Origin of the sequence: Henriciella mobilis, from assembly GCF_003576315.1 — a bacterium.
GTDB lineage: Bacteria > Pseudomonadota > Alphaproteobacteria > Caulobacterales > Hyphomonadaceae > Henriciella > Henriciella mobilis.
The window spans coordinates 429,020-453,936 of sequence record NZ_QWFZ01000003.1 but is presented as its reverse complement, the minus strand read 5'-3'; the positions used below and the strand labels follow the sequence as shown (position 1 = coordinate 453,936).

The following is a 24,917-nucleotide window of genomic DNA, read 5'->3' as shown; positions in this document are numbered from 1 at the left end:
GCGGGCTCTTTAACGTCCGGATGCGGAACGCGGCTAGTTCTTGAAGGCCGAGAAGATATCGTCGGCGTTCGGCTCTTCCTTGTTCCGGTCGTCTGAGGCCGCCTGCGCGTCGGTATCCTCGGCGGGCGCGAGGCCCGGGCCTGAAACTTCCGACTGCTTCTGAGCGTCCATCTTGCGGCGCTTGTCGGCGGCCTTGGCGATCACTTCGTCGAGTTCGATCTGCGAGCACAGGCCCAGCGTCACCGGGTCGACCGGTTTGATGTTCTGCGAGTTCCAGTGCGTCTTGTCGCGCACATTGGTGATCGTCGCCTTGGTCGTGCCGATCAGCTTGGAGATCTGCGCATCGGTCACTTCCGGGTGGTTGCGGATGAACCAGGCGATCGCATCGGGCTTGTCCTGGCGGCGCGCCACCGGGGTGTAACGGGCGCCCTTGCGCTTGGGCTGCGGGATGTGGGCGATCTTCGACTCGGCCTTTTTCAGCACATAGTCGGGGTCTGCCTCGCCCTTGCGGATTTCCTCGCGCGTCAGCTCGCCGCCGGAGATCGGATCGACGCCGCGCATGTTCTCGGCGACGTCGCCATCGGCGATGCCCTTCACCTCGAGCGTATGCAGGCCACAGAAGTCGGCGACCTGCTTGAAGGTCAGCGTCGTGTTGTCGATCAGCCAGACGGCCGTCGCCTTCGGCATCAGAATATCGGCCATTTTGGGCTCCGTTTGCTTGGTCCCTGAAACGCAGCCGCCCGGCCTTGCGGGCCGGGCGGTCAGGGTTCCGGGACGGAATAGTGTCCTAACGACGCGTAGTATAATGGTTCGGGGTCGGATTGGGAAGTCAGGGTTTGTAGTGAGGCCGGCTCCACGGAATTTAATTGCCCGGCGGTGACGTGCAGGAGACGTCCGGTCGACGGATGGCGCAGGGATGGCGGAAGCCGATGATGACGGTTGCCTGCATTACGCCAAATGACGAGCCGCCATACGCAATTGACGAAGCAGTAAGCGGCGCATAGCCAGTCACGTCCTGGAGAGGAAGCGATGACGATGGTGAGAGCTCTGATCGTGGCGGTGACGGCTTGCCTGGCCGCGGCCTGCGCAAGCGAAGAGAAGGCGCCCGCCTTCGACCGCGCCGCATTCGGCGACACGCAGGAGATCACCGGCTTCGCAGCCTTGCCGGAAGATGTGCTCGGCCTCTGGCGGTCTGAGGGCTATGGCTGGATTTTCGACATCACGCCGGACGGCATGACCCAGTACCAGGTCACGCAGTCCTTCTGCTTCGAGACGCCTGAAGCCGCCCGGGGTCTAACCGATACGCTGGCGCTGGACTACCGTTATTACCGCGCCGGGCCGGGCGGCGATGCGCTGATCCTGCAGCTGCTGCCCGATGACACCGAAATCTTCAACACGCGGATCGATGCGCTGCCCGGCGCCTGCACGGACGTTTCGCCTGAACGCGCAACGCCGAGCGCCGTCTTCGACTATTTCGCCGAGCTGGTGGCGGAGAATTATGCCTTCTTCGAGGTGCGCGATATTGACTGGCAGGCCCGTGTCGCGGCTGCGCGCGGCGACGTGTCGGACGATATGGCCGACGCGGCGCTGTTCGATGTCCTCGCCGGCATGATCGACGGGTTCAGCGACTCCCACACCAAGCTGATTGCGCCAATGGGAGAGGGGCTTCGCCGCCAGCAGGACGGGCTTGGCGAAACGCTCTCCTTCATCCGGGGTGAGGGCCGCGAGACCGAATGGCTGATCGGCATCTTCACGGCGCTGCAAGAGGAGATCCTGGACGCCGGCAGCCAGCATGTCGGCAATGACCGCATCCTCTGGGGCACGATCGGCGATGGCCGGGTCGGTTACATCCAGATCCTCCAGATGGGCGGGTTCAGCGGTGTGGACATTGGCGATCCCACCTTTCGCGAGGCCGAGTTTTCAGTCTTCGACGAGGTGATGGACGCGGCGCTGACGGCCATGGCCGAAAGCGAGTTCGTCATCCTCGACCTCTCCAATAATCGCGGCGGCTATGACGCCATTTCCCGCCGCCTCGCCAGCCGTTTCGCTGACCAGGCCTTCGAAGCCTATGCGACCGAGGTTCCGGGAACGGGCGTGCCTGCGCGTGAGCGGGTCATCGCGCCCGCCGGCCACATTCGCTACACAGGTCCGGTCAAGCTGCTGACCAGCGATGTCACGGTAAGCGGCGGCGAGATTGCCACGGTTGCCCTGCGCCAGCTGCCGAATGTGACGCATTACGGCGCCACAACGCGCGGCAGCTTTTCCACGGTGCTGTCAAAACCCGTGCCGAATGGCTGGGTGGCCGAGCTGTCGAACGAGCGCTTCCTGTCGCCCGATGGCGTGCTGTACGAGGAAACCGGCATCACGCCGGACGTGGCGCTGGAGGTTTTCCCCCTCGATGACCCGATTGGTGGACACCGGCGCGCGGTCGAGGCGCTGCTCGCGTCGGGCGAACCGGCGGAGTGAGCCGCTAGACGGCCTCTTTCGCAAGTTCGATCCAGTGCAGGACTTCTTCCGGGTCGGGCGCGTTGTTGTCATTGATGATGCGGCGCGTCTCCGGCTTTTCGAAGTGCGCCTTGGCGGCGGCGAAGAGCTCGCCGGCCCGGGCCTCTGCGACATCGTCGATCGAGCGGAAGCCGGCGCCGACCAGAAGCTGGACATCGTGAACCCGAAGGCTCGGCAGCGCCATTTTCAGCGCGGTCTGGTCCTGCCAGTCGAGAACGGTTTCGGCGGTGATGTGGCCAACATCAAGGGCTTCGGCGGTGGTCACCGGATCGATCCCCATCAGGTCCCGGATGGTCTCGATCCCGATGGCGTTGAGCCGGGCGGCCGTCTTCTTCCCGATGGACGGCGCGTCCACGACATCGCTGTCGAGCGTCAGGCGGGAGTCCTCGGCCACGTCCGGCTCTGCGCGCGCGGGGGCTTTGGGCGCAGGTGCGGCTTCGGGCGTTTCGGTGACGGCTTTTTCAACCGCGGCAGAGGATTTCGGCGGCGCTGAAGCGCGAGTCGCATCTTGCGATCCTGTAGCAGTCTCGGGCATGGCGGCCCGGGGCACATGTTTCGAGCCGAGCGGGGCGAGCGGCTTCGCATCGAGCTCTTTCAAGGGCACGCGCAGCACGGTTTTGGCGTGCATTGCGCGGATGGCCTTGTCGTCATCGGGCAGGGTTTTGACCACCTTGCCGGTCTCGGTCAGCTCCTTGTACATCGCCGCCACCGTCTTGCGGTCGGCCGCGTTCTCCATCTTCTTCGTGACCCACTGGACCGGGATATCGAGCGTAGCGAGATAGCCGCGCACGGTGATGTTGACCTTTTTCGGCGTCACGGCGGCCTCGGCGAAGGCGCGTGAGAACAGGACGCTCATCCCCTTGGTCGCATAGGCAACGAGGTCGGAAATGATCTCGAGCAGTGTCTCGTCGAGGCCGGCTGGCGGGTTCTTCGCCCCGGCATGGATGTCGTAATGGTCGATGAAGTCCTGATAGTGCGGATGCGAGCGCTGCGCGCCGGCGAGCACCATGTCGGAGACAAAGCCGGACCCCATGCCAGCCTCAATGTCGGGATAGCCCTTCAGCTCGATCCGGCGGACGATCTCCGCCCGGGACTTTGCGATCGACCATTCCAGGGCGCGGTGAATGGCCCCTTCTTCCTCGCTCTGGCCGGTATGGAAGGGCTGGATCGGGTCGGCGTAATAGTGGCTGAGCACGCCGAGCGCATAGGCGGCATGGCTCCACTTCTTCTCGCGCAGGGCGCCGACGGCCTTGCCATACCATTCAGCCGCCGCGTCGCGAGCCCCGCCCCATTCGCCTTCGGAGACGTGCAGGACGTGATTCCGGAAATCCTTGAATTCGGTATCGGGAGCCTTGGCGCCCGCCAGCAGCGAGGCATGCTCGCTCAGCATCAGGTCATGCCAGCCGTCTGCGTCCTTGGCGTCCAGCAGGCCGAGCGCATCCATCACGATGAAGTGGTGGGTCGAGCGGCAGTGATGGGCGGTGATGACGTTTCGCAGCAGATTGGCCATGGCGCGTTCCCCGGATTAACCCGTTGATAACGCCAGTATTCTGGTTAATGTGCGCTTAACCCTGGTTAACCTTTGGGGCTCAGCCCTGCGGGCGGCCGGGCGGCTTCATGGCCGCCGAGATCGTGCCGAAAAGCGTATCGTTGCGGAAGGGTTTCGGCACGATCGCGCATTCGCGAAGGATGTCGGGCAGCTCGTCCAGTTCCTCATATCCGGTGCAGAAGACAACCGGGATACCGGAGGACACCAGGTCCTCGGCCAGGCCGTAGGACCGCTCGCCCGAAAGATTGCTGTCGAGCAGCGCGATGTCGAGTTTCAGGTCGCCGATCATCTCCCGCGCGCTGGCGACGGAGTCGACCGGGCCGATCACTTCGAATCCAGCGTCCTGAAGGCGGACCTCAAGGTCCATGGCGGTCAGCGGCTCATCCTCGACGACCAGTATCAGAGGCTGCGCCTTGCGAGGCTGGGTTTGTTTTTTGGATTCGGCTTGCCGCGCCATTTCGTCAGGCTGGGCATCGCTTGCGGCGATCTCGATATCGACCTGCAGCCCGGTCTCATGCCAGGTCCGCTTGAGCGTGCCGCCCGGCGCGCCGGCAATAATCCGTTCCAGCAACCGTGTGCCGAAGCCAGTCTGCTCGGGTGCGGCCACCGCCTGTCCGCCCGATTCCCGCCAGCAGATATGCACCGCATCGCGCTCGCTGGTCCATGTCACGTCAAGGTGGCCGCTCTGATGCGACAGGGCGCCATACTTTGCGGCATTGGTGGCCAGCTCGTGGAAGATCAGCGCCAGCGACTGGGCTGCGTCAGGGGCCAGCAGCACACTGTCACCCTTGAGCGTGACCCGGCATTCGTCACCAGAATTGAAGGGTTCGGTCTCCTCCTGCAGCAGCGCGTGCAGGTTTGCGCCGTCCCAGCGGGACGCGGCCAGGAGACTATGGGCGCGGGTGAGCGAGCCGATGCGGCCCTCAACGGCTTCCTTGTAGCCTTCAACTGTTTCAGCACGCGTCAGGCTGACGACCGATTGCGCGACAGCGAGCACATTCTTCGCTCGGTGGTCGATCTCCCGCATCAGCAGGGCCTGGCGTTCCTCCAGGCGCTTCTGTTCGGTGACGTCCGTATTCGTGCCAAACCAGCGGATGATATTGCCGTCGCTGTCGCGGATCGGAACGGCGCGTGACAGGAACCAGCGATACTCCCCGTCCTTGCTTTTCAGCGGGAAGGTGTCTTCCCACGGCTCGCCTGTCTCGAAGGCCTGGCTGATCCGTTCGATGACACGGTCGACATGGTCGGGATGATGGACCTGCCGCCAGCCCCAGCCCTGCATCTCCTCCAGCGTGGTTCCAGTGTAGTCGAACCACCGCTGATTGTACCAGAAGATCCAGCCATCCGGCCGGGTCATCCACGCCAGTTGCGGGATTGAATTGGCCAGCATGTGGAAGTCGGCTTCCAGCTGTTCATAGCTGTGCTGAAGGGCCTTGTAGCGTTCGGGCATCGCCTTCCTGCGGTCGCGGTAACAGCAGGCATATCCCTGCGCAGGGATACTTTTACACACTCATAGCGTGTGAACCAGTCGATTCATGAGGTTCGCTGCGGGTGACCGGCGGTGCCGGGGGAAATCAGCCCGCGACGTTGAGCAGAATCTTGCCGATATGTCCGCCCATGGCCATTCGCGCCTGCGCAGCCTCAGCCTCGTCGAGCGGATATGTCTGGTCGATGACGGGGCGGATGTCGCCAGAGGCCACGAGCGGCCAGAACTGTTCCTCGATGGCCGCCCGGATTTCCGCTTTTTCCTCAACGGGACGCGCGCGCAGCGTCGTGCCGGTCAGGATCAGCCGCTTCATCATCAGGTAGATCAGGTTCACCTCGACCTTCGAGCCGTTAAGGTAGGCGATGTTGCAGATCCGGCCGTTCACGCGGGCGGCGGAGATGTTCTTCTGGACATAGTCGCCGCCCACCATGTCGAGGATGACATCGGCGCCGCCGCCGGATTTGACCACCTCTTCGAAGTCCTCTTCCTTGTAGTTGATGGCGCGGGTCGCCCCGAGCGTCTCGGCGGCCTTGCACTTGTCCGCCGAGCCAGCCGTCGTCCAGATTTCGCTGGCGCCGGCCTGCTTGACCATCTGGATCGCCATCGAGCCGATGCCCGACGTGCCGCCATGGATGAGCACGGTTTCGCCCTTCTTGAAGGCGCAGCGCATGAAGATGTTGGCATAGACCGTCATCATCGCCTCAGGCAGGGCAGCGGCCTGCAGCAGGGTCAGGTTTTCCGGCACCGGCAGGAGCAAACCTTCATCGACGGCGCAGAACTGCGCATAGCCGCCCCCAGCCAGCAGCGCGCAGACGCGGTCGCCTTCGCTCCAGCGCGTCACCTTTTCACCGATGGCTGCGACGGTGCCCGAACATTCCAGCCCCATGATCTCGGAGGCGCCAGGTGGCGGGGGATAATGGCCAGCCCGCTGGACGAGGTCGGCACGGTTGAGGCCGGCAGCGGCAACCTTCACAAGCACCTCGTGCGGCCCGATCTCCGGGCGGGGGACGTCTGCCAGCTGCAGCGGCTCGTCATCCTTCACCACAATCGCCTTCATTGTCTCGCTCATGTCCTGTCCTCCTGGGGCGCGGTTAAGCCTGACATCCGAGTTCAAGGCTTGATTTCGCCGCGCGCCTGTCCTTGCCTGAGGGCAGAAGGCCTATAGGGATGGAGGCGCGCAATCAATGTTCGAGGACGAACTCCCGAAACCCGCCAAGCTCGACCTGGAGAAAATGTCGGTCGACGAGCTGGAGGCGCGGATCGAAACGCTGAAGGCGGAGATCGCCGCCTGCGAAGCGGAAATCAGGAAAAAACAGGCGCACAAATCGGCCGCCGACGATTTCTTCAAGCGATGAGCGTGCAATCTTTAAGACCCCTTAAACCTCGCGCGCGTTAGATTGTTGGGTGGACTCGCGTCCACCCCAGCATGCGCTGCAGATCACAGGCAAAGACCCGGAAGACTTCATGGCAATCACACCCGACCACAGACTGGACGATACTGACTGGACCATGCCGGAATTTGCCGCGAGCCGCGTTTTCGAACGTGTCTTTGTCGACGGCATGGCGCTGGTTGAGGAAACCGCTGCCTATCTGGACGGGCCGGGCCGTGACATGGCCAGGACACTGCCGCGCGAGGCGGGGCTGACCTATGCGGCCTGGAGCATGGAGCTGACCTCCAAGCTCATGCAGGCGGCGAGCTGGCTGGTGATGCAGAAGGCTGTGCGCGACGGTGACATGCCGCGCGAGGACGCGCTGGCGCACAAATACCGGATCAGCCGCGACGGCCCGCCGCTCAATGTTGCCGATCAGCGCGGCCAGGGCCTGCCCGATACATTCCTGAACCTGGTCGAGAATGCCGAGAACCTGTTCGGCCGGATCTGTCGTCTGGACGCTGCCATCTATGTCGATGGCCATTCGGGCGAAGCGAGCCCTGTGAAGCGCCAGATCGAGGAGCTGAAAGCGGCCGCCGAAGACGGGGCGTTCGACCCGCTTCGCATCTGGGGCCGCGCACGGTAGACGCACTTTCGTCCTGAGCGCCCCACCCCGACCCTCCCCAGTGGGGAGGGGGATGATGCTGCACGCTGGTTTGACGTTAGTGCGCACGCCCGTGGTTCGACTTCGCTCACCATGCGGGCTTTGGAATATGAGAGATTTTCGCCCCCTCCCCACTGGGGAGGGTCGGGGTGGGGCACTGGTGCCTGGCCTAGCGCCGCAGCACGATCCGCATGTTCTCGACCGAGACTTCGCGTCCGTCTTCGGTGACGAAGGCGATGCGAACGGCCTGGCGGCTCTGGCTGTCGGTGAAGCTGATGGGCGGCTGGCCCTCGCTTTCGAGCCATTGGTCGCCCCACTGGTTGAGCGCGATCAGCACGGGGCGCAGCGCTTCACCCTTGGTGGTGAGTACATATTCCGGACGTGCCCGGCGGCCTTCGACCTTGTAGGTGCGCTTGGCGAGCAGGCCGCTGTCCACCAGGCTTTTCAGGCGCCCTGACAGGATGGTGCGCGGTGTGCCGAGCTCGGTCTGGAAATCGTCGAACCGGCGCACGCCATACAGGGCCGAGCGCAGGATGAGCAGCGTCCAGCGGTCGCCGATCTGGTCGACGGCGCGCGCCAGGTTGCAGCGGTCGGGCGGGACGGGCGATTTGCGTGATAGCGGAACCATACCGCAGTCTTGCATGGGTTCGTCATCCAAATCCAGCTTCAAATTCGGATTCCGTCGAGACACCCGGCCGGCGATCCGCTAGATTGACGCCGTCCAGCAAGAGAGCGCCTGTCATGCCCGCGCCCAAGAAATACATCGACAAACGCATCGCGAACGCCCTGATCCCGAAAGCTCAGGCCAAGGGGCTGATGGGCGGGCTGACCGGCGCGGTTGCCAAGCAGACAATGGGCGGGCTCTGGGTTGGCGGGAATGCCTGGCTGACGGCGAAAGAGATCAGCTTCGAGCCGAATGGCCTGAACCGCCGCTTCCATCTCAATCCGGACGAGCTGTCAGCCTCGGTCAGCCTGTCCGAGGTAACGGCGGTGAACTGGCGCAAGGGGCTGTTCACCAGCATCATCGACATCGAAACCGAAGACGAGCGGCTGACGCTGCGCTGCTACAAGTCGAAAACCTTCGCCCGGGCCATTGAGGACGCTGTTTCGGCCGCAAAAAACGCGTCAATCGGCGCCTGAAGGCGCCTTGCGGCGATGGTCGCAGTTTCCTTCATCGAAAATCTGATCTAGGTGGACGGCAACTCTGGATACAGACACTGCAGGAAGGAGGCCTTTGATGGCTCGCAAGAAAATTGCACTTATCGGTTCAGGCATGATCGGCGGCACGCTCGCCCACATCGCGGCGCGCGAGGAGCTCGGTGACGTGGTCCTGTTCGACATCGCCGAGGGCCTGCCGCAGGGCAAGGGCCTCGATATTGCCGAGTCGACGCCGGTCTACAATTCGTCCGTCGACCTGAAGGGCGCCAATGACTATGAAGGCATCGCAGGTGCCGACGTCTGCATCGTCACCGCAGGCGTGCCGCGCAAGCCGGGCATGAGCCGCGATGACCTGCTCGGCATCAATCTCAAGGTCATGAAGGCCGTTGGCGAGGGCATCAAGGCCCATGCGCCGAACGCCTTCGTCATCTGTATCACCAACCCGCTCGACGCCATGGTCTGGGCGCTGCAGCAATTCTCCGGCCTGCCGCACAACATGGTGGTCGGCATGGCAGGCGTGCTGGATTCCAGCCGGTTCGCCTACTTCCTGTCGGAGAAGACCGGCGTTTCTGTGGCCGACATCCACGCCTGGACGCTCGGCGGCCACGGCGACACGATGGTCCCGATGGTGCGCCACTCCACGGTTGGCGGCCTGCCGCTGCCGCAGCTGGTCGCGCAGGGCTGGATGACCCAGGAAGAGCTCGACGGCATCGTCGACCGCACGCGCAAGGGCGGCGGCGAGATCGTTGCGCTGCTGAAAACCGGCTCGGCCTACTACGCCCCGGCCGAATCGGCGATTTCCATGGCCAAGTCCTACCTCAAGGACCAGAAGCGCGTCGTTCCGGCGGCCGCTTACTGCAAGGGCCAGTTCGGTGTCGATGGCATCTATGTCGGCGTGCCGGCCCTGATCGGCGCAGACGGCGTCGAGAAGATCGTCGAGTTCGATCTCAATGACGACGAAAAGGGCATGTTCCAGAATTCGGTCGACGCCGTGAACGGCCTGATTGACGCCTGCAAGGGCATTGACGGCTCGCTGAAATAAGCGCGGACCCAGCGCTCTGAACTCGAAGGCCGGGCCGAAAGGTCCGGCCTTTTTTGCTGTCTTCACGACCGTGTGAGCGCACGGCTTTGTCATGTGCGCGCCGGGCGGGGCTGTACTAGCCTGCGGGCATGGATTGAAGGAGACCCTGACATGTTCCGTAAACCCCTCGCCGCCCTCGTCTTTGCCGCCGCGCTCGCCCTGCCGGGGGCTGCGCAGCAAAGCGCCGTTACGGCAGATGAGATGATCGGCCCGATGGTCGGGGCGCAGGCGCCCGCCGGCACGGTGGTCACGGCCGCTGGCGACGAGACGGGCCTTGCCGCCCTCGCTGGCGAGAACGGCACCGCCATCGCCTTTGTCCGCTCGCTCGACTGGTGCCCCTATTGCAAAGCGCAGGCAAAAGGCCTCGAAGCGGCCCGGGCCCCGCTGGAAGAAGCGGGCTGGTCGCTCGTCCTGGTGTCCTATGACAGCCCCGAGACGCTGGCAGGGTTCGCCGGGAAGAATGGGCTCACCTACACCATGGTCTCAGATGCGGACTCAGAGGTGATCCGCGCCTATGGCCTTCTCAATGAAGAAATGCGCGAAGGCTCGAAATACTGGGGCATTCCGCATCCGGCCGTCGTCTTTGTCCGCACCGATGGCACGGTCGGGGCCGTGCTGCGCGAAGAAGGCTACGAAAAGCGGCCGGAAGTCGAGGCAATCACCGAGACAGCATTGTTGCTCAACGAGGCAGCGGGCAGCTGACCGGCACTTCGCCAGCCGGTTCCCGGAATGACTGGCCAAGCCATGCCGGTGTGCGTAAGGCTCGCTGGCATGGCGACGACGCTGATTCAACAGATAGAGGAAGCCGCGCGGTTTACGGCCGTTCACGCAGCCTCTGCGCCGGAAGACACCGCATCGGTGCCCTGGCTGCTGACGGGTGCGGTCTTGATGGTCCAGCAGGCCTGCACGCGGGCGCTGAGCGAGGCGGGCGCCGAGCTGCCGGCCATGCCCGGCCCGGCGGAACTGGTCGCGCGCGTGGCTGATGCCGAGCACCTGGCCCAGCCCTATACGGCGCCGCTCAAGCCGGCCCATCACCGCGCGCTGGACGCCGTCATTGCCGCGCGCAACAGCTTCATGCATCCAAGGCCCGATGGCCTCGCGATCGATGCGCGCGCCCTGCCGGATGGCCTTGAGGTCGCGACCGGGCTGGTGCGTCACTTGCTGCTGACCCAGCCTGTGCGCCCATCCATGGTAAGCGAGGCCGAAGCCGCCTCGATCCGGCATTCGCTGGATCTCATCGACATGTCACTGGATTTCTGGCGGACGGTCCTGGCCTGACCCCGGCCCCGCCCCGACCCTCCCCTATGGGGAGGGGGATGATGTTGCAATCTGGTTTGACGTCAGCGCGCACGCCCGTGGTTCGACTTCGCTCACCATGCGGGCTTTGGAACATGGGAGACTGTCGCTCCCTCCCCTCTGGGGAGGGTCGGGGTGGGGTTGCTAGCGCGTCGTGTGGATCGCCTGCGCGGCCGCTTTCAGCTCGGTGTCCGACAGCCCGTCGAAATCGAGCGCGGCGAGTTTCTGCAGGCGTTTTTTGAGGTCCGAATACACGTCCTCGAAAGCGAGGCGCTGGCGCATGGTCGATTCGATATAGGCGGGGTCTGGCATGCCCCAGTGCACCTGGACCGGATGTCCGGGCCAGTATGGGCAGGATTCGCCGGCCGCACTGTCGCAGACCGTGATGATGACATCCATTTTTGGCGCATCCGGCCCGGCAAAGACATCCCAGCTTTTCGACTCCAGCCCGGACACGTCATGCCCCTTGGCTGACAGCACGCTGAGGGCCATGGGGTGGACTTCGCCGCGCGGCCGCGAGCCTGCGCTATAGGCTTTCAGCCCCGGTATCGAATTGGCCACCACTTCCCCGACGATGGAGCGGGCGGAATTGCCTGTACAAAGGATCAGGATGTTGCGTGTCGTCAAAGCACCGGCCGTGTATCTGCCACGCCCAGTTCCTGTTCCAATGCGGCGCCAAATGCAAGCAACTTTGCTTCCTCGAAAAGCGGGGCCCAGAGCGACACGGCGACCGGCGTCTGTGCCGGGGCGGCATCGGGGGCCTGTTCGGCGCCGAAAATGGTCCGCGGCCTGGTCTCCTGGAAGCCTGCCCGCATCACCAGGCAGGGATGGCCGGTGAAATTTGTCGGGGTGAGCATGCCGGAGGCAAAATTCGGCCCGATGACGAGATCGACCCCCTCAAAAGCTGCCTCCATGTCCTGCATCCAGCGCCGCCGCAGCCGGTCGATCTGGATGAGGTCGACACCGGTCAGGAAGCGGATGGCGCGGAAACTGTTCGGCCAGGCGGCTTCTTCCTGCCAGACCATCAGGTCGTCCTGGCCGGACAGGGTCAGCTCCTCGAAGGCGGCGGCGGCTTCGGCGAGCAGCTGCTGGACCAGCGGGGCAGACGGCAGTTCCGGCAGCCTGAACTCCACCACCTCGGCACCGAGTGCCAGGGCCCGGTCGAAGGCGGTGAGCTCCGCTTCGGTCGCGTTCTCGCGCCAGGCCTCGTTGAAGCCGAGCTTCAAGCCGGAGAAATCGCTCATCGGCGCATAGGAGAAGCTGGTGGCAAGCGAGCTGGCATCGGCCGAATCGTGTCCGTTCAGGGCCCACATGACCATGGCGAGATCCTCGACGCTGCGGGCCATGGGGCCGACCTTGTCGAGCGACCAGCAAAGCGCCATGCCGCCGGCGCGCGATACACGTCCAAATGTTGGACGCAGGGCCGAGCCACCGCAGCGGTGCGAGGGCGAGACCAGCGAGCCGAGCGTCTCTGTGCCGATCGCAAAGGCGCAGAGGCCGCCTGCGACCGAGCTGGCAGACCCGGCGCTGGAGCCGGACGAGCCTTCGCGCGGATCAAACGGATTGCGCGTTACCTCGCCGAACCAGATGTCGCCATAGGCGAGCGCCCCGCAGGTTGTCTTGCCGAGCAGGACGGCGCCGGCCCCGGCGAGCTTCTGGACGATCGTGCAGTCTTCATCCTTGACCGGTGTATTCTTGTAGGGCGCCGCGCCCCAGGTCGTCGCCGCGCCTTTCGCGTCGAACAGATCCTTCAGGCCGTAGGGAATGCCGTGCAGGGGGCCGCGATAAAAACCGGACGCGATCTCGGCATCGGCGGCGTCCGCTTCGGCGCGGGCGCGGTCCGGCATTACGGTGATCCAGGCGTGAAGCGTCGGGTCCAGCCGCTCGATGCGGGCAAGATAGATGTCGGTCAGCTGGCGCGATCTCAGCAGGCCCGCCTTGATCCAGGCCGCCTGCTGGGCGACGGGCGCGAAGGCGATGTCGGCTTCGTCGGCCGGGACCGGGCGTTGCGGCAGGTCCGCGGTGCGCAGCGTGCTCTCTGTTCCGGTCGGATAGGTCTTGCCCGGCAGGCGCGGATCGAAGGTCTGCGCCGGAGCGAGGCTGTTGGGCTTCTCGAAGGCGCGCAGCTGCTGGATTGCGGTCAGCTGGTCCTCGATGGTCGGGATCATCTGCTCGCGCTCGGCCTCAGTGTAGGCGACCCCCGCGAGCTTTTCGGCTTCCGCGATCCTTGCCGGTGTCATCGTGCCGGCTCCCTCTTCCTGGGCGCTTGCCCGTCCTGCAGCGGCCAGCCCGGTCAGTCCGGCTGCGCCAATCTTCAGCAGGTCCCGTCGCGTGTTCTTTTTCATGACATTCCCTGTTTTCGTAGCCCGCGAGGAGACTAGAACCATTTCCAGGAAATACCAGACGATACCGGAGACCCGTTTGATGAGACTGTTCCTGCTTGCTGGCGCTGCCCTGTTGGCCGCCGCCGGTTGTCAGACCGCCTATGAAACACCAGACACCGAGGATGCTGCGACCACCGTGACCACTGCAGACAACGCCACCGCGACCGATACGGCCCCCTTGCTGCCGAACGGCGAGCAAGACCCCTACCTCTGGCTTGAGGAGGTGGAAGGCGAGGATGCGCTCGCCTGGGTGCGTGCGCAGAATGAACGCACGCTTGGTGAGCTGCAGGCCGACCCGCTCTATGAGGGCTACTACCAGGACGCGCTCGATGTGCTGACCTCCGACGAGCGCATTCCCTACGGCACGATCCGTGACGGCATGGTCTACAATTTCTGGCAGGACGAGACGAATGTCCGCGGTCTTTGGCGCCGCACGCCGCTGGAAAGCTATGCAAGCGACAGCCCGGACTGGGAAACCATCGTCGATTTCGACAAGCTCGCCGAAGAAGAGGGGAAGAACTGGGTCTACAAGGGCGCCAATTGCTTCCAGCCGGAAGAGGGCGGCAAGTGGCTTTGCATGGTCTCCCTGTCCGATGGCGGCAAGGATGCCGTGATCCAGCGAGAGTTTGACCTGTCAACCAAGACGTTTGTGGAAGATGGCTTCATCACCCCGGAGGCCAAGCAGGGCGTGGCCTGGGCCGATGCCGACACGCTGTTGATCGCGACCGACTGGGGCGAAGGCACGACCACCCAGTCCGGCTACCCCTTCATCGTCAAGCGCTGGACACGCGGCACGCCGCTCGCCGAGGCCGAGGAAGTCCTGCGCGGCACGGAGAACGATGTCGGCGTCTGGCCGGTCGTCTTCGAGAAGGAAGATGGGACACGCCTGCAGGGCGCCGCCGAGGCCGATACCTTCTTCACCTCGACCTATTGGTGGCTGCCGGACGGCGAGCGTGAGCCGGTGCAATGGCCGATCCCGCCGAAATCCTCGCCACAGGGCATCTATCAGGGACAATTCCTGCTGACCCTGCAGCAGGACTGGGCACCTGAAGGCCAGCCGGTGGCCTTCAAGTCCGGCGATCTCGTCGCCTTCGATCTTGAGCTTTTCCTCGAAACCCGTGCGCTTCCGGCCGTCGAGCTGATCTTCAGCCCGAATGAAAGCCAGGCGGTGAACGGCGTGGCTATCGCCGATGGCGCCGCGCTCCTGTCGATCGACGAGAATGTCGTCGGCAAGGTGCTGAAGCTTGGCCAGGGGCTAGGCGGCTGGACCACCAGCGAGATCGAGCTGCCCGGCAAGGGCCAGGCTGGCATCGCCTTCGCGGACAAGGATGTCGACACGGTCTTCCTCAATTATGAGGGCTTCCTGACGCCGGATTCGCTTCTGCGCTACGATGTGAAGACCGGCGAGGCCTCACCGCTGAAAAGCCTTCCGGCCAAGTTCGACACAGACGGCCTCGCGGTCGAGCAGTTCTTTGCGACCTCGACCGACGGCACGAAGATCCCGTACTTCATCATCCACCGCGAGGACATGCCGCTCGACGGCACGACGCCGACGCTGCTCTATGGCTATGGCGGCTTCCAGGTCTCGATGAACCCGTCCTATTCGGCGGTGCGCGGGCGTCTCTGGCTGGAGCAGGGCGGGGCCTATGTCCTCGCCAATATCCGCGGCGGCGGCGAATTCGGCCCGGCATGGCACCAGGCCGGCCTGAAGCAGAAGCGCCAGATCATCTATGACGACTTCATCGCTGTCGGCGAGGACCTGATCGCGCGCGGCATAACCTCCAGCGACCATCTCGGCATCATGGGCGGCTCGAATGGCGGCCTGCTGACGGGCGTGATGCTGGTCCAGCGCCCGGACCTCTGGGACGCCGTCGTCACCCAGGTGCCGCTGCTCGACATGCTGCGCTATCACAAGCTGCTGGCCGGGGCCTCCTGGGTCGATGAGTATGGCGATCCGGACGTGCCGGAAGAGCGCGCCTTCCTGGAGACGATCTCGCCCTACCAGAACTTCGATCCGGACGCCGATTATCCGACGCCGTTCTTCCTGACATCGACCAAGGATGACCGGGTCCATCCCGGTCATGCGCGGAAAATGGCAAAACTGTTCGAAGTGACGGAAAAACCGTTCTTCTATTACGAGAATATCGATGGCGGTCATTCGGCGGCCGCCAACCAGAAGGAAACGGCCCGTCGCTCGGCCCTGGAATATGTCTATCTCCAGCGCCGCCTAACAGTGACAGGCTCCGCACAGGACTGATGAGGCGGGCCCGGCTCGCCGAGCCGGGCTTTCCTGTCCCATTTCGGGACTCGCCTGCCTGATGAATTCCGTTTGGCCGGAAAAATGCCGGTTCGCCTGAAAGGCGTTTTCTGTAGTGTTTTCAACAGGTTCGGCGGCACAAGGGGCTTGCTGAACTGGCAAAAAGGCCGTATACGTATATTCACGGGGGTCGGGCTGCGCTTCAAGGCGATGAGCCGCATTGGGCGCGATTTTACCTCAAGCTTAGACACAAGAACCGTCGGCTCTTCCCCAAAGGCCGGTCGGTAACGTCCCCAGCCGGCTCCTGCCTGACGAGGCAGGAGCCGGTACCTTCCACCTTTCCGTAACGCGAGTCTTGACTAAGCCGCCCGGCGGGCGCCCCTTCGCAAGAAACAGTGCGGAGGAAAACATGGGCGACCTATCGGGAAAAACAGCGATCATCACCGGCGCGGCGAGCGGCATTGGCTATGCCGGCGTCGAGGTCTTCATGCAGGCGGGCGCGACCATTGTCGCCGGTGACCTGCAGGACGAAAAGGGCAAGGCGCTGGAGACGCGCTTCGGCTCGGACCGGGTGCGCTATGTCCATTGCGACGTCACGAAGACCGATGATCTCAAGACGCTGTTCGCGACCGCCGAGGACGCATTTGGCGGGGTCGATATCCTCTGGAACAATGCCGGCCATGGCGGCACGCCGACCGGTGTCGAGGAGCTTGACGAGGACGGCTTCGACCAGACCGTGGCCCTGCTGCTGAAATCGGTCTTTGTCGGCACCAAGCTCGCCGTGCCCTACATGAAGAAGCGTGGCGGCGGGTCTGTGATCAACACCTCGTCTATCTCGGCCGTCTGCGCGGGCTATGCGCCGATCACCTATTCGGTCTGCAAGAAGGGCGTCGCGCATTTTTCCAAGCTGGCCGCGGCCGAGCTGTCGAAGCACAAGATACGCGTCAATGCGATCCTGCCGGGCTTCATCGCGACCTCGATTTTTGGTGCGTCGCTCGGCCTGTCGCGCGAGCAGGCCGATCAGATGGCTGCCCTTGTCGAACAGCAGGGCGGGCGCATGCAGCCAGCCGGACGCACGGGAACGGGCAAGGATATTGCGGAAATGGCCGCCTTCCTGGCGAGCGAGAAAGCGAGTTTCATCACCGGCGGCGAATTCCTCGTCGATGGCGGCATGACGGTCGGCCCGCGCCATAGCTGGGACGAGACCGATGGCGGTCCACTGCTCGACGCGCTCGGCATCACGCCGGAACAGGCCGAGCAGATGCAGTTGGCGATGCAGGCCCAGGACGGTTAGTCGCCGTTCTCCTGCGCGGCCGAATCGGCCAGGCCCGGAATGCTCTCGACCGCGCGCAACAGGTCGTTGAGCGTTTCGGCATCGGCAACGGGCCGTCCCCGTTCGTCGAACAGGGCGAATCCATTCTCTGTCTTGCGCAATGGGAATTTGCGCCAGTGGGCACGCGTGCGGTACAGCCATATTTCTTCCGGCTCCGCACCGCTCGCCGACCATCCTGTCCAGACATGATCCGCCGGGACACTGCGCCAAAGCTGGTCGATCTCGTCGAGGTCCTGTTGGGAAAACCGTTTCATGAGTGACAGTCCGCCTTCCGATCCTGCTTCAGAACCTAAGCGCCCGCGCTTGTCTGGCAATGCCCTGGGCGCGGTGTTCATGGTCCTCTCGGGAATCGGATTCACAATCTATACCGTTCTGGCCAAACAGCTGTCGGTCGACGTCCATCCGGTCTTCCTGGCCTTCTGGCGGTCGGCCTTCGCGCTCATCTTCTCGGTGCCCGTCATCCTGCGGGTCGGCCTGCACCAGATGAAGACGAAACGGCCCGGCCTGCTGTTCGCCCGGTCCCTGTTCGGCACGCTGGGCTTCACGCTGGCCATGGTGGCGGTCTCCGACCTATTCACCCTGTCGCTGTCCCAGTTCAACGCGATCAGCTTTTCGCGGTCGCTCTTCGTGACGGTGCTGGCCGCCATTATCCTGCGCGAAATGGTCGGGCCGCACCGCTGGGGCGCGGTCGCGGTCGGTTTTGTCGGTGTCCTGATCATGGTGGTGCCGGGCGTGTTCATGTTCTGGAACCCGGAGGCCGGGTCCGGCTTCCAGCTCGATGGCGGTACGCTGAGCGCCATTGGCAGCGCCTTCTTCCTCGCTTTCGCGATCGTGCTGGTGAAGACGCTCAGCGCCGAGCTGTCGGCGGTCGCGCTGCTGACCTATGCCAACATCCTCTCCACCGTGCTGCTGCTGCCCTTCGTCTTCGTCTTCTGGTCCATGCCGGACCTTGAGACCTGGGGCTGGATCTTTTTCATGGCGATGACCGGCTTCGTTTCGCAATTCTGCTATATATCGGGCGTCAGCGTCGGCGATGCGTCTTTCATTTCGCCGCTAGATTATCTGCGCCTGCCGATGGCGACTGTGGCGGATCTTCTCGTTGTCGGGCTGTTGCCGGGCATCAATGTCTGGATCGGTGCGGGCATCATTATCGTGTCCGCTGTCTACATCACGATCCGCGAGCGCAAGCGCCAGGCCCAGCCGGTCACGGTCCTGAAAGAACGCTAGTTTCATGAATTTCCGGACAGGATTTTTGATTGCGAAGATGTCACGTCTGTGGTCGTCTGGACCTCAATCCAAGGCTGGAGGGTTATATGGCGGATCGCAATCTTGATATCGGTTATGTCTTCGAGAAGACGTTCAGCATCATCGGGCAACGGTTCTCGGAACTGGCGCTCTTGTCGCTGATCTTTGTCGGTATCCCGAACATCATATTGGCCTGGCTGTCGGCACAATGGCTCGAGCAGGCTGTTTCCTCCGGCAGTGCATTTGCCGCTTTCTCGCCCGGCTTCCTGATCATGAATTTCCTGGTTGGCCTGTTGCCACTGCTGCTGCAGGCGGCGGTGGTTCATACGACGGTCGAGACCATGTCCAACCGGCCATCGGACGTGGCCAGTTCCATGTCCGTCGCGTTCGGCGTGTTCCTGCCGCTGATCCTGCTCTCGATCATCCTCAGCGTTGCCTATGGCATCGGCCTGATGCTGCTGGTCGTGCCGGGCCTCATCCTGATGACGCTCTGGGCGGTTGCCGTCCCGGCCTTTGTCGCTGAGCGGACCGGGATCATCGGCGCGCTCAGCCGCAGCTTCGAACTGACCGAGGGCCAGCGCTGGCGGATCTTCGCCCTGATGGTGCTCGCCTTCATCGCCATGATGATTGCCGGGCTGATCATCGGCATGCTCAGCTTCGGCGCCATGGCGGGCAGCCAGTCCTATGAGAGCTTTGCCAGCTTCAGCCTCTGGAGCGCGCTGCTCAACGCCATCCTGGCCATGGCGGCCGGCGTTGTGGGCGCAGTCGGTGTGTCGGTGCTGTATGTCCACCTGCGCGACCTAAAGGAGGGCACGTCGCTCGAATCGATCGGGGATGTGTTCCGCTAGGCATTGAGGGCGTCACTGGGCGCGCACACTGGCCGGTGCGGCCTCACCGTTCGGGAGCGATAAAAAAGCTCAGCGAACGCTGAACAAGTCTGTTATTGTTCAAGGGAGTTTTGCCCCAGGAGGCTCCCCATGAAGACAGTTCTTGTGACCGGTGCGACCGGTTTCATCGCCTCGCATCTCATATTGAAATTGCTGGACGCAGGTTACGCGGTTCGCGGAACGGCGCGATCGGCAAGCAAGGCGGAGCGCCTGAACGAGGTGCTGTCGAACTATGCCGGCAAGCCTGTAAACATCCAGGTCGTTGCGGCCGATCTCAGCAAGGATGATGGCTGGGCCGAAGCGGTCGAGGGGTGTGCCTATGTCCAGCATGTCGCCTCGCCGTTTCCGGAAGTTCAGCCCAAGAACGATGATGAGCTTATCCGGCCCGCGCGCGATGGTGCGCTTCGGGTGCTGAAGGCGGCCAAGGCAGCCGGCGTCGAAAGGGTCGTCATGACCTCTTCGATGGCGGCTATAGGCTACGGCTGGGGCGATCAACGGCCAGCCAAATTCGATGAGAGCCACTGGTCGAACGCCGACAATATCAGCGACAACACGGCCTACACGCGATCCAAGACGATCGCGGAGCGGGCTGCCTGGGACTATATCGACGCAGAAGGCAAGGGGCTGGAGCTCGCCGTCATCAACCCGGTCGCCGTTCTTGGACCGGCGATGAGCGAGGATGTCTCCTCGTCGCTGCAACTGATCAGTCAGCCGCTGGAGGGCAAGTTGCCAGCCTATCCGAAACTGAGTTTCGGCATTGTCGACGTTCGCGATGTCGCCGAGGCCCATCTGCGGGCGATGACGTCAGCCGAGGCCGCCGGAAAGCGGTTCATCGTGGGCGACAGGGTGATGTGGATGGAGGAGGTCGGTGCGGTGCTTCGCGAGGCCTATCCCGACCGAAAGATCCCGAAAGGGGTTCTTCCCAACTGGCTGGTGCGGCTCTTGTCATTCGCCAATCCGCCGCTGAAGCAGATCCTGCCGGAGCTTGGCCAGGAGCGGGACTTTTCGAATGACCGATTGAAGCAGGTGCTGGGCATCACGCCGATACCAGCCGAGGATGCGATTCGGGCAAGCGCTGACAGTCTTATCCGGCTCGGCGCGGTGTGAGGCTTACTGGCAGCCGCAGGGGCCGCCGCCACCGCCTCGCTTGCCGCGCTTGCCCTTGAAGCCGCCGCGGAAGGAATAGCGGAACGCTGCCGAGGCCGAGGCACTGGCCGATGCGGATGCCGAGGCGCTGGCATAGGCAAACCCGCCGCCACCGCCATAATAACCGCCATCGACACCTGCGCCGACGCCGCCATCAAAGCCTGAAATATTGATCGACAGGCCGCGCTCGACCGGCATGTGATAGACAACCTGCTTGGGCGGCGCTGCTGGCGTGCAGCACGCCCCACCCGTCGTGTAGCGGCGAACGTATTGGCGGGTCTGCGACTCGTCGACATACCGCCGGGTGACCGTCTCGGATGGCGGGCAATACCAGTCGCTGCCGCCGATCAGTTCACAGCCTGGCGTCGGTTGGGTCGTGGTGTGGGCCTTGAGCGGCGCGGGGCCCTTCTGCACGGGCCGGCCGGGATAGCCGTCCGCGAAGGCGGGCGCGGCAAAAAGGGCCAGCGCCGCGGCGCACGCAGCAAGGCTGTAGCATTTTGGCATGCGATTCGCCTCCTGAGCGAAATCTGCGATCAACTCATCGCAGGTCGAGCAAGGCCGGGGCCAGTCCCGGCTTCCGTTCAGTAAACGCTTCAGGTCAGGCCGGTGCAAACAGGTTAACCCAGCAGGCGAATCGGGTTCGCGGCTTGCGTGGTGGCCGCGACGCAGCGCCGGGCGTCAGAAATCGTAGGCGATGCCTTTGCGTTCCCAGTCTCCGAACCGGGTTGGCTCGACAGCCTTCGGACCGCCGGTTTCCTTCTGGCGCTGGGCTTCCAGCTCGGCTTCGAGTTTTTCCTGTTCCTCGCGGCGGGCCTGGGCTTCGGCGAGGGCACGTTCGGCTTCTGGGGTCAGTTTCCGGCTCATGACTTTTCTTTAATTCCGCTGAAGGAGGACTCCCACATGCGTTAACACTTTCCATATACTCGCTTGTCAGACACTTAAACTGAAGCCGATACCGATCAAGGAGCTGATCCCGTGGGCACAATGAAGACCTTCCTGCTGCTGGCGGTCATGACCGCCCTGTTTATGGCGGTTGGATACCTCGTGGGCGGCGTGACAGGTATGACCATCGCCTTCGGTGTTGCGCTGGTGATGAACATCTTCTCCTGGTGGAATGCCGACAAGATCGTGCTGCGCATGCAGGGCGCGCGGGAAGTCACCGATGATGAGCGCTCGCCGGTCCTGCGCACCTTCGTGAACGATACGCGGGCGCTGGCAGAGCATGCCGGCATGCCGCAGCCCAAGGTCTATGTGATCGATACCCCGCAACCCAATGCCTTCGCCACGGGCCGCGACCCGAAGCACGCCGCTGTCTGTGCGACCACCGGCCTGCTCAACGCGCTCACCCGTGAGGAAGTCGCCGGCGTGATGGCGCACGAGCTGGCCCACGTCCAGCACCGCGACACGCTGACGATGACTGTCACCGCGACCATTGCCGGTGCCATCGGTATGCTGGCCAATTTCGCGCTCTTCTTCGGCAATCGTGAGCGCGGCGGCCTGATCACATCCATCGCCATCATGATCTTCGCGCCCATGGCGGCCGCGCTGGTCCAGATGGCCATCAGCCGCTCACGCGAATATGAGGCGGACCGGCTGGGCGCGGAAATCTGCGGCAATCCACACTGGCTGGCCTCGGCGCTGGAGAAGATCGACCGCGGGGCCCGCTCGACGCTGAACCAGCGTGCGGAAGCCAATCCGGCCATGGCGCACATGTACATCATGAACCCGCTGGCGGGCAAAGGTGCCGACAATCTCTTCTCGACGCACCCGTCCACCGCCAACCGTATCGAGGCGCTGCGCAAGCTCGCCGCCGAGATGAATATCGCTCCCTCGGGCAAGCTTGCCGAGCCGGAACCGGCCCGCGCCGCCGGCCCCTGGGGATGAGTGGGGCGAAGGCAAGACAGGCTGCTGCAGACCTCCTGATCGAGACGTTCGACAATCGCCGGACGCTCGATGAGGCGATGACTGTTTCAGAGTCCTATTCCCGGATGCAGGGGGCTGATCGCGGCTTCGCGCGAGCCATGGCCAGCGCAGCCCTGCGCCAGCTGGGCCGGATCGACAAGGGGCTCGCGCCTTTCCTCAGCCGCCCGCTCGAGACGGCCACACCGCCCGCGCGGGCCCTGCTGAGGGTCGGTGCGGCGCAGGCCTGGCTGCTCGGCACGCCGCCCCATGCCGTGGTCAGCGAGACAGTTGCCGCCGCCAAGGGATGGGCCCGGGCCCGCTCGGCATCGGGCTTTCTCAACGCCGTCCTGCGCAAGGCCGTGAATGACCGCTCCCACTTCGACAAGGCGCCCGTCACGGCCGTCTGGCCGGACTGGCTGACGGTCGAGATGATGACCAGCCTCGGTATCGAGGCCGCAACCGCCCTGGCGGAGGCGCAATCGGTTGAGCCGGAGCTTCACCTCACGCCAAAGGATCCCGATGAGATCGAAGCACTCGCCGCGCGCCTCGGCGGGAAGGTGCTGTCCGGCATGAGCATAAGTGTGCCCGCAGGCGACGTTTCGGCCATCGATGGCTATGAGTCTGGCGAATGGTGGGTCCAGGATGTGGCCGCAGCCCTGCCTGTGCACCTGCTTGGCGTGCGGCCGGGCGAGGCTGTCCTCGATCTCTGCGCGGCGCCCGGTGGCAAGACAATGCAGCTGGCGGCAACGGGGGCGCAGGTCACCGCGCTCGACCGCTCGGCCACGCGGCTGGAGCGCGTGCAGGAGAACCTTGCCCGCACAAAGCTCGATGCAAATGTCGAGATCGTTGCCGCGAAGCTTGAAGACTGGACGCCGCCAGCGCCCGCCGACAGGGTCCTGCTGGACGCGCCCTGTTCGGCGCTCGGCACCCTGCGGCGCCATCCCGAAGGGGCCTGGATCAAGTCATCGGACGATATTGCCCGCTTTCCCGAGGTACAGGCCCGGCTCCTGCGCAAGGCGGCCGGCATGCTGCGTCCGGGCGGAACGCTCGTCTATTGCGTCTGCACGCCGCTCAGCCGCGAGGGCCGTGACGTCGTCAATGAGGTGGTCGCTGACGGGCAGCTGAAGCGCGTGCCGATCAGCCCGCAAGAGGCCGGCGACTTTGCCGGCGGCCTGACGCCTGAGGGTGATCTCGTCACCCTGCCCAATGCATTGTACGGGCATGATGTTTTCCACATTTCGCGTCTTGAGCGAGCTGTTTGATTAAAATCATGAAAGCTTCGCGTGATCGCCTTAAATTCGCCGCCGCGGGTTCATACCTCGTTCAGCGGCCAGATCCGATAATCGTCGGGTTCTAAGTGCAAAGGAGCACCCTATGACGACTGAAACAGCAACCGTTAAGACGCCGAACAAGATGATGGCCGGCGCCTTTGCCGCCCTCACGCTTGCGCTCGCGGGCTGTGCCAGCGGTTATGGCGCAAATACCGTCAACTCATCCGATGTCGGCTATGCATCGACTGTCCGCGAAGGCACGGTGACCGCCGTGCGCGAAGTCGTGATCCGTCCCGACAAGTCCGTGATTGGCGTGGCGACCGGCGCCGTCCTCGGCGGCCTTGCCGGTTCCGAACTCGGTGGCGGCGACAAGGCCCAGACGGCCGGTGCCATTGGTGGCGCGGTCCTCGGCGGCATCGCCGGTAACGAGGTTGGCAAGGGCGTCAATACCCGCAAGGGCTTTGCCTACACGATCCGTTTCGACAGCGGCGAAGTGAAGGAAATCGTCCAGGGCAACGACATCTACATCCAGCCCGGCACGCGCGTGAACGTGACTTTCCGCGCCGACCAGGTCGTGGTTTCGCCGGCTGGCTACTACTAGGCCATAGCCTGAAGGCCACAGGGCCTTCACGAACGACATCCGCTAGCCGCCGTCAGCCTTGTGCTGGCGGCGGTTTGGTTCTAGGCGATAGACATGCGTGACGTCCTCATTTCCCCCTCCATACTGTCGGCTGACTTTGCCAAGCTTGGCGAGGAGATCCGCGCCATAGACGCCGCGGGCGCCGACATGATCCATATCGATGTCATGGACGGGCACTTCGTCCCGAACCTGACATTCGGCCCGCCGGTGATCGAAAAGCTGAGGCCGCACTCCGACAAGCCGTTTGATGTGCACCTGATGATCGCACCGGTTGATCCCTTCATCGACGATTTCGCCAAGGCCGGCGCCGATATCCTGACCGTTCACCCTGAAGCCGGGCCGCATATACACCGGACGCTGCAGGCGATCCGGGCGGCGGGCATGAAGCCAGGCGTCGCCATAAACCCCGGCACGCCGGCCGATGTGGTCGATCCGATCATTGACGATGTTGATCTAATTCTGGTCATGTCCGTCAATCCAGGGTTCGGAGGCCAGAGTTTCATTGACAGCCAGCTGCGCAAGATCGAAGCCTTCCGCAAGAAAATCGACGAAAGCGGGCGCAAGATCATCCTGGAGGTCGATGGCGGGCTCAATTCAGAGACAGCCCCCAGGGCTATCGACGCCGGCGTTACGGCGATTGTTGCAGGTTCCGCTGTTTTCAAGGGCGGGCCTTCCAGTTACGCGGGCAACATCGCGGCCCTTCGTGGTGAAATGGTCAGCTGAACCGAACAAGCGGATCGGGC

Annotated in this window: 26 protein-coding genes; 16 read left to right on the top strand and 10 right to left on the bottom strand. The window is 63.8% G+C overall.

Going from position 1 to position 24,917, the window contains the following annotated elements:
* Positions 1–33 precede the first annotated feature (33 nt).
* The gene (locus tag D1227_RS02275) at positions 34–702 is read right to left on the bottom strand and encodes a DUF1013 domain-containing protein (RefSeq protein WP_119403632.1); all 669 of its coding nucleotides are present in this window, start codon (positions 700–702) and stop codon (positions 34–36) included.
* 327 nt (positions 703–1,029) lie between these two features.
* Between D1227_RS02275 and D1227_RS02270 the strand changes: the two genes are divergently transcribed.
* On the top strand, positions 1,030–2,466 hold the full coding sequence (locus D1227_RS02270; protein WP_119403631.1) for a S41 family peptidase: 1,437 nt from the start codon (positions 1,030–1,032) through the stop codon (positions 2,464–2,466).
* 4 nt (positions 2,467–2,470) lie between these two features.
* On the opposite strand, the gene D1227_RS02265 is transcribed toward D1227_RS02270, so the two are convergent.
* The 3 genes from D1227_RS02265 to D1227_RS02255 all read right to left on the bottom strand — a co-directional run bounded on the left by D1227_RS02265 (position 2,471) and on the right by D1227_RS02255 (position 6,609).
* Positions 2,471–4,015: a DUF4332 domain-containing protein gene (locus D1227_RS02265; RefSeq protein ID WP_119403630.1), complete on the bottom strand. Its 1,545-nt coding sequence runs from the start codon at positions 4,013–4,015 to the stop codon at positions 2,471–2,473.
* A 79-nt stretch (positions 4,016–4,094) separates the two neighbouring features.
* Positions 4,095–5,504 (bottom strand): HWE histidine kinase domain-containing protein, encoded by a 1,410-nt coding sequence (locus tag D1227_RS02260; protein ID WP_119403629.1) that lies wholly within the window; start codon positions 5,502–5,504, stop codon positions 4,095–4,097.
* A 124-nt stretch (positions 5,505–5,628) separates the two neighbouring features.
* Complete coding sequence (locus D1227_RS02255) at positions 5,629–6,609, bottom strand: NAD(P)H-quinone oxidoreductase (protein ID WP_119403628.1); 981 nt, start codon at positions 6,607–6,609, stop codon at positions 5,629–5,631.
* A gap of 115 nt (positions 6,610–6,724) precedes the next feature.
* Here D1227_RS02255 and D1227_RS02250 point away from each other — a divergent pair, with 115 nt between their 5' ends.
* Both D1227_RS02250 and D1227_RS02245 read left to right on the top strand, forming a co-directional pair.
* On the top strand, positions 6,725–6,895 hold the full coding sequence (locus tag D1227_RS02250; protein ID WP_119403627.1) for a DUF1192 domain-containing protein: 171 nt from the start codon (positions 6,725–6,727) through the stop codon (positions 6,893–6,895).
* 109 nt (positions 6,896–7,004) lie between these two features.
* Complete coding sequence (locus tag D1227_RS02245) at positions 7,005–7,556, top strand: DUF1465 family protein (protein ID WP_233349480.1); 552 nt, start codon at positions 7,005–7,007, stop codon at positions 7,554–7,556.
* Positions 7,557–7,743: 187 nt separating this feature from the next.
* On the opposite strand, the gene D1227_RS02240 is transcribed toward D1227_RS02245, so the two are convergent.
* Complete coding sequence (locus D1227_RS02240; RefSeq protein WP_119375578.1) at positions 7,744–8,202, bottom strand: winged helix-turn-helix transcriptional regulator; 459 nt, start codon at positions 8,200–8,202, stop codon at positions 7,744–7,746.
* Positions 8,203–8,315: 113 nt separating this feature from the next.
* On the opposite strand from D1227_RS02240, the gene D1227_RS02235 reads away from it, so the two are divergent.
* The 4 genes from D1227_RS02235 (at position 8,316) to D1227_RS02220 (ending at position 11,091) form a co-directional block, all read left to right on the top strand.
* A complete protein-coding gene (locus D1227_RS02235; protein ID WP_119403626.1) occupies positions 8,316–8,714 on the top strand; it encodes a hypothetical protein in 399 nt (132 codons plus the stop codon).
* A gap of 97 nt (positions 8,715–8,811) precedes the next feature.
* Positions 8,812–9,774: a malate dehydrogenase gene (mdh, locus tag D1227_RS02230; RefSeq protein ID WP_119403625.1), complete on the top strand. Its 963-nt coding sequence runs from the start codon at positions 8,812–8,814 to the stop codon at positions 9,772–9,774.
* Positions 9,775–9,924: 150 nt separating this feature from the next.
* The gene (locus tag D1227_RS02225) at positions 9,925–10,515 is read left to right on the top strand and encodes a peroxiredoxin family protein (RefSeq protein ID WP_119403624.1); all 591 of its coding nucleotides are present in this window, start codon (positions 9,925–9,927) and stop codon (positions 10,513–10,515) included.
* A gap of 69 nt (positions 10,516–10,584) precedes the next feature.
* Positions 10,585–11,091 (top strand): hypothetical protein, encoded by a 507-nt coding sequence (locus tag D1227_RS02220; RefSeq protein ID WP_119403623.1) that lies wholly within the window; start codon positions 10,585–10,587, stop codon positions 11,089–11,091.
* A gap of 162 nt (positions 11,092–11,253) precedes the next feature.
* On the opposite strand, the gene D1227_RS02215 is transcribed toward D1227_RS02220, so the two are convergent.
* Entirely contained in the window at positions 11,254–11,736 is a 483-nt protein-coding gene (locus D1227_RS02215) for an arsenate reductase ArsC (RefSeq protein WP_119403622.1), read from the bottom strand.
* Positions 11,733–13,454, bottom strand: coding sequence for an amidase (locus D1227_RS02210; protein ID WP_119403621.1), 1,722 nt, complete (start codon positions 13,452–13,454; stop codon positions 11,733–11,735). Before D1227_RS02210 ends, D1227_RS02215 begins: the two co-directional genes overlap by 4 nt.
* Positions 13,455–13,533: 79 nt before the next feature.
* Between D1227_RS02210 and D1227_RS02205 the strand changes: the two genes are divergently transcribed.
* Positions 13,534–15,750: a prolyl oligopeptidase family serine peptidase gene (locus D1227_RS02205; RefSeq protein WP_119403620.1), complete on the top strand. Its 2,217-nt coding sequence runs from the start codon at positions 13,534–13,536 to the stop codon at positions 15,748–15,750.
* A gap of 409 nt (positions 15,751–16,159) precedes the next feature.
* Complete coding sequence (locus tag D1227_RS02200; RefSeq protein ID WP_119375570.1) at positions 16,160–17,044, top strand: SDR family NAD(P)-dependent oxidoreductase; 885 nt, start codon at positions 16,160–16,162, stop codon at positions 17,042–17,044.
* Here D1227_RS02200 and D1227_RS02195 read toward each other — a convergent pair.
* The gene (locus D1227_RS02195) at positions 17,041–17,337 is read right to left on the bottom strand and encodes a hypothetical protein (protein WP_119403619.1); all 297 of its coding nucleotides are present in this window, start codon (positions 17,335–17,337) and stop codon (positions 17,041–17,043) included. The two genes, D1227_RS02200 and D1227_RS02195, sit on opposite strands and share 4 nt — an antisense overlap.
* On the opposite strand from D1227_RS02195, the gene D1227_RS02190 reads away from it, so the two are divergent.
* From D1227_RS02190 to D1227_RS02180, 3 genes are all read left to right on the top strand, one after another.
* Positions 17,336–18,310, top strand: coding sequence for a DMT family transporter (locus D1227_RS02190; RefSeq protein WP_119403618.1), 975 nt, complete (start codon positions 17,336–17,338; stop codon positions 18,308–18,310). The genes D1227_RS02195 and D1227_RS02190 overlap by 2 nt on opposite strands.
* An 86-nt stretch (positions 18,311–18,396) precedes the next feature.
* Positions 18,397–19,176: a hypothetical protein gene (locus D1227_RS02185; protein WP_119403617.1), complete on the top strand. Its 780-nt coding sequence runs from the start codon at positions 18,397–18,399 to the stop codon at positions 19,174–19,176.
* A 129-nt stretch (positions 19,177–19,305) separates the two neighbouring features.
* Positions 19,306–20,322, top strand: a complete 1,017-nt coding sequence (locus D1227_RS02180; RefSeq protein WP_119375566.1) for an SDR family oxidoreductase — start codon at positions 19,306–19,308, stop codon at positions 20,320–20,322.
* Positions 20,323–20,325: 3 nt separating this feature from the next.
* On the opposite strand, the gene D1227_RS02175 is transcribed toward D1227_RS02180, so the two are convergent.
* Together D1227_RS02175 and D1227_RS02170 are read right to left on the bottom strand one after the other, a co-directional pair.
* Positions 20,326–20,865, bottom strand: coding sequence for a hypothetical protein (locus D1227_RS02175; protein WP_119403616.1), 540 nt, complete (start codon positions 20,863–20,865; stop codon positions 20,326–20,328).
* 174 nt (positions 20,866–21,039) lie between these two features.
* Positions 21,040–21,225: a DUF1674 domain-containing protein gene (locus tag D1227_RS02170; RefSeq protein ID WP_119375564.1), complete on the bottom strand. Its 186-nt coding sequence runs from the start codon at positions 21,223–21,225 to the stop codon at positions 21,040–21,042.
* Positions 21,226–21,336: 111 nt separating this feature from the next.
* On the opposite strand from D1227_RS02170, the gene htpX reads away from it, so the two are divergent.
* From htpX to rpe, 4 genes are all read left to right on the top strand, one after another.
* A complete protein-coding gene (gene htpX / locus D1227_RS02165) occupies positions 21,337–22,245 on the top strand; it encodes a zinc metalloprotease HtpX (protein WP_119403615.1) in 909 nt (302 codons plus the stop codon).
* A complete protein-coding gene (locus D1227_RS02160; protein ID WP_119403614.1) occupies positions 22,242–23,525 on the top strand; it encodes an RsmB/NOP family class I SAM-dependent RNA methyltransferase in 1,284 nt (427 codons plus the stop codon). Before htpX ends, D1227_RS02160 begins: the two co-directional genes overlap by 4 nt.
* A gap of 112 nt (positions 23,526–23,637) precedes the next feature.
* Entirely contained in the window at positions 23,638–24,135 is a 498-nt protein-coding gene (locus D1227_RS02155) for an outer membrane lipoprotein (RefSeq protein WP_119375561.1), read from the top strand.
* Between the two features lie 93 nt (positions 24,136–24,228).
* Positions 24,229–24,897 carry a ribulose-phosphate 3-epimerase gene (gene rpe / locus D1227_RS02150; RefSeq protein ID WP_119375560.1) on the top strand — a complete coding sequence of 223 codons (669 nt, stop codon included), beginning with the start codon at positions 24,229–24,231 and terminating at the stop codon, positions 24,895–24,897.
* Positions 24,898–24,917 lie beyond the last annotated feature (20 nt).

Bases quoted from the DNA above. Each gene is read 5' to 3' on its own strand.
- D1227_RS02170 (WP_119375564.1), bottom strand. From the start codon at position 21,225: ATGAGCCGGAAACTGACCCCAGAAGCCGAACGTGCCCTCGCCGAAGCC.
- D1227_RS02220 (WP_119403623.1), top strand. From the start codon at position 10,585: ATGGCGACGACGCTGATTCAACAGATAGAGGAAGCCGCGCGGTTTACG.
- D1227_RS02175 (WP_119403616.1), bottom strand. From the start codon at position 20,865: ATGCCAAAATGCTACAGCCTTGCTGCGTGCGCCGCGGCGCTGGCCCTT.
- D1227_RS02210 (WP_119403621.1), bottom strand. From the start codon at position 13,454: ATGAAAAAGAACACGCGACGGGACCTGCTGAAGATTGGCGCAGCCGGA.
- D1227_RS02200 (WP_119375570.1), top strand. From the start codon at position 16,160: ATGGGCGACCTATCGGGAAAAACAGCGATCATCACCGGCGCGGCGAGC.
- D1227_RS02155 (WP_119375561.1), top strand. From the start codon at position 23,638: ATGACGACTGAAACAGCAACCGTTAAGACGCCGAACAAGATGATGGCC.
- D1227_RS02185 (WP_119403617.1), top strand. From the start codon at position 18,397: ATGGCGGATCGCAATCTTGATATCGGTTATGTCTTCGAGAAGACGTTC.
- mdh (WP_119403625.1), top strand. From the start codon at position 8,812: ATGGCTCGCAAGAAAATTGCACTTATCGGTTCAGGCATGATCGGCGGC.
- D1227_RS02205 (WP_119403620.1), top strand. From the start codon at position 13,534: ATGAGACTGTTCCTGCTTGCTGGCGCTGCCCTGTTGGCCGCCGCCGGT.
- D1227_RS02250 (WP_119403627.1), top strand. From the start codon at position 6,725: ATGTTCGAGGACGAACTCCCGAAACCCGCCAAGCTCGACCTGGAGAAA.
- D1227_RS02260 (WP_119403629.1), bottom strand. From the start codon at position 5,504: ATGCCCGAACGCTACAAGGCCCTTCAGCACAGCTATGAACAGCTGGAA.
- rpe (WP_119375560.1), top strand. From the start codon at position 24,229: ATGCGTGACGTCCTCATTTCCCCCTCCATACTGTCGGCTGACTTTGCC.
- D1227_RS02160 (WP_119403614.1), top strand. From the start codon at position 22,242: ATGAGTGGGGCGAAGGCAAGACAGGCTGCTGCAGACCTCCTGATCGAG.
- D1227_RS02180 (WP_119375566.1), top strand. From the start codon at position 19,306: ATGAAGACAGTTCTTGTGACCGGTGCGACCGGTTTCATCGCCTCGCAT.
- D1227_RS02235 (WP_119403626.1), top strand. From the start codon at position 8,316: ATGCCCGCGCCCAAGAAATACATCGACAAACGCATCGCGAACGCCCTG.
- D1227_RS02245 (WP_233349480.1), top strand. From the start codon at position 7,005: ATGGCAATCACACCCGACCACAGACTGGACGATACTGACTGGACCATG.
- D1227_RS02190 (WP_119403618.1), top strand. From the start codon at position 17,336: ATGAGTGACAGTCCGCCTTCCGATCCTGCTTCAGAACCTAAGCGCCCG.
- D1227_RS02265 (WP_119403630.1), bottom strand. From the start codon at position 4,015: ATGGCCAATCTGCTGCGAAACGTCATCACCGCCCATCACTGCCGCTCG.
- D1227_RS02270 (WP_119403631.1), top strand. From the start codon at position 1,030: ATGACGATGGTGAGAGCTCTGATCGTGGCGGTGACGGCTTGCCTGGCC.
- D1227_RS02195 (WP_119403619.1), bottom strand. From the start codon at position 17,337: ATGAAACGGTTTTCCCAACAGGACCTCGACGAGATCGACCAGCTTTGG.
- D1227_RS02240 (WP_119375578.1), bottom strand. From the start codon at position 8,202: ATGGTTCCGCTATCACGCAAATCGCCCGTCCCGCCCGACCGCTGCAAC.
- D1227_RS02255 (WP_119403628.1), bottom strand. From the start codon at position 6,609: ATGAGCGAGACAATGAAGGCGATTGTGGTGAAGGATGACGAGCCGCTG.
- D1227_RS02225 (WP_119403624.1), top strand. From the start codon at position 9,925: ATGTTCCGTAAACCCCTCGCCGCCCTCGTCTTTGCCGCCGCGCTCGCC.
- D1227_RS02275 (WP_119403632.1), bottom strand. From the start codon at position 702: ATGGCCGATATTCTGATGCCGAAGGCGACGGCCGTCTGGCTGATCGAC.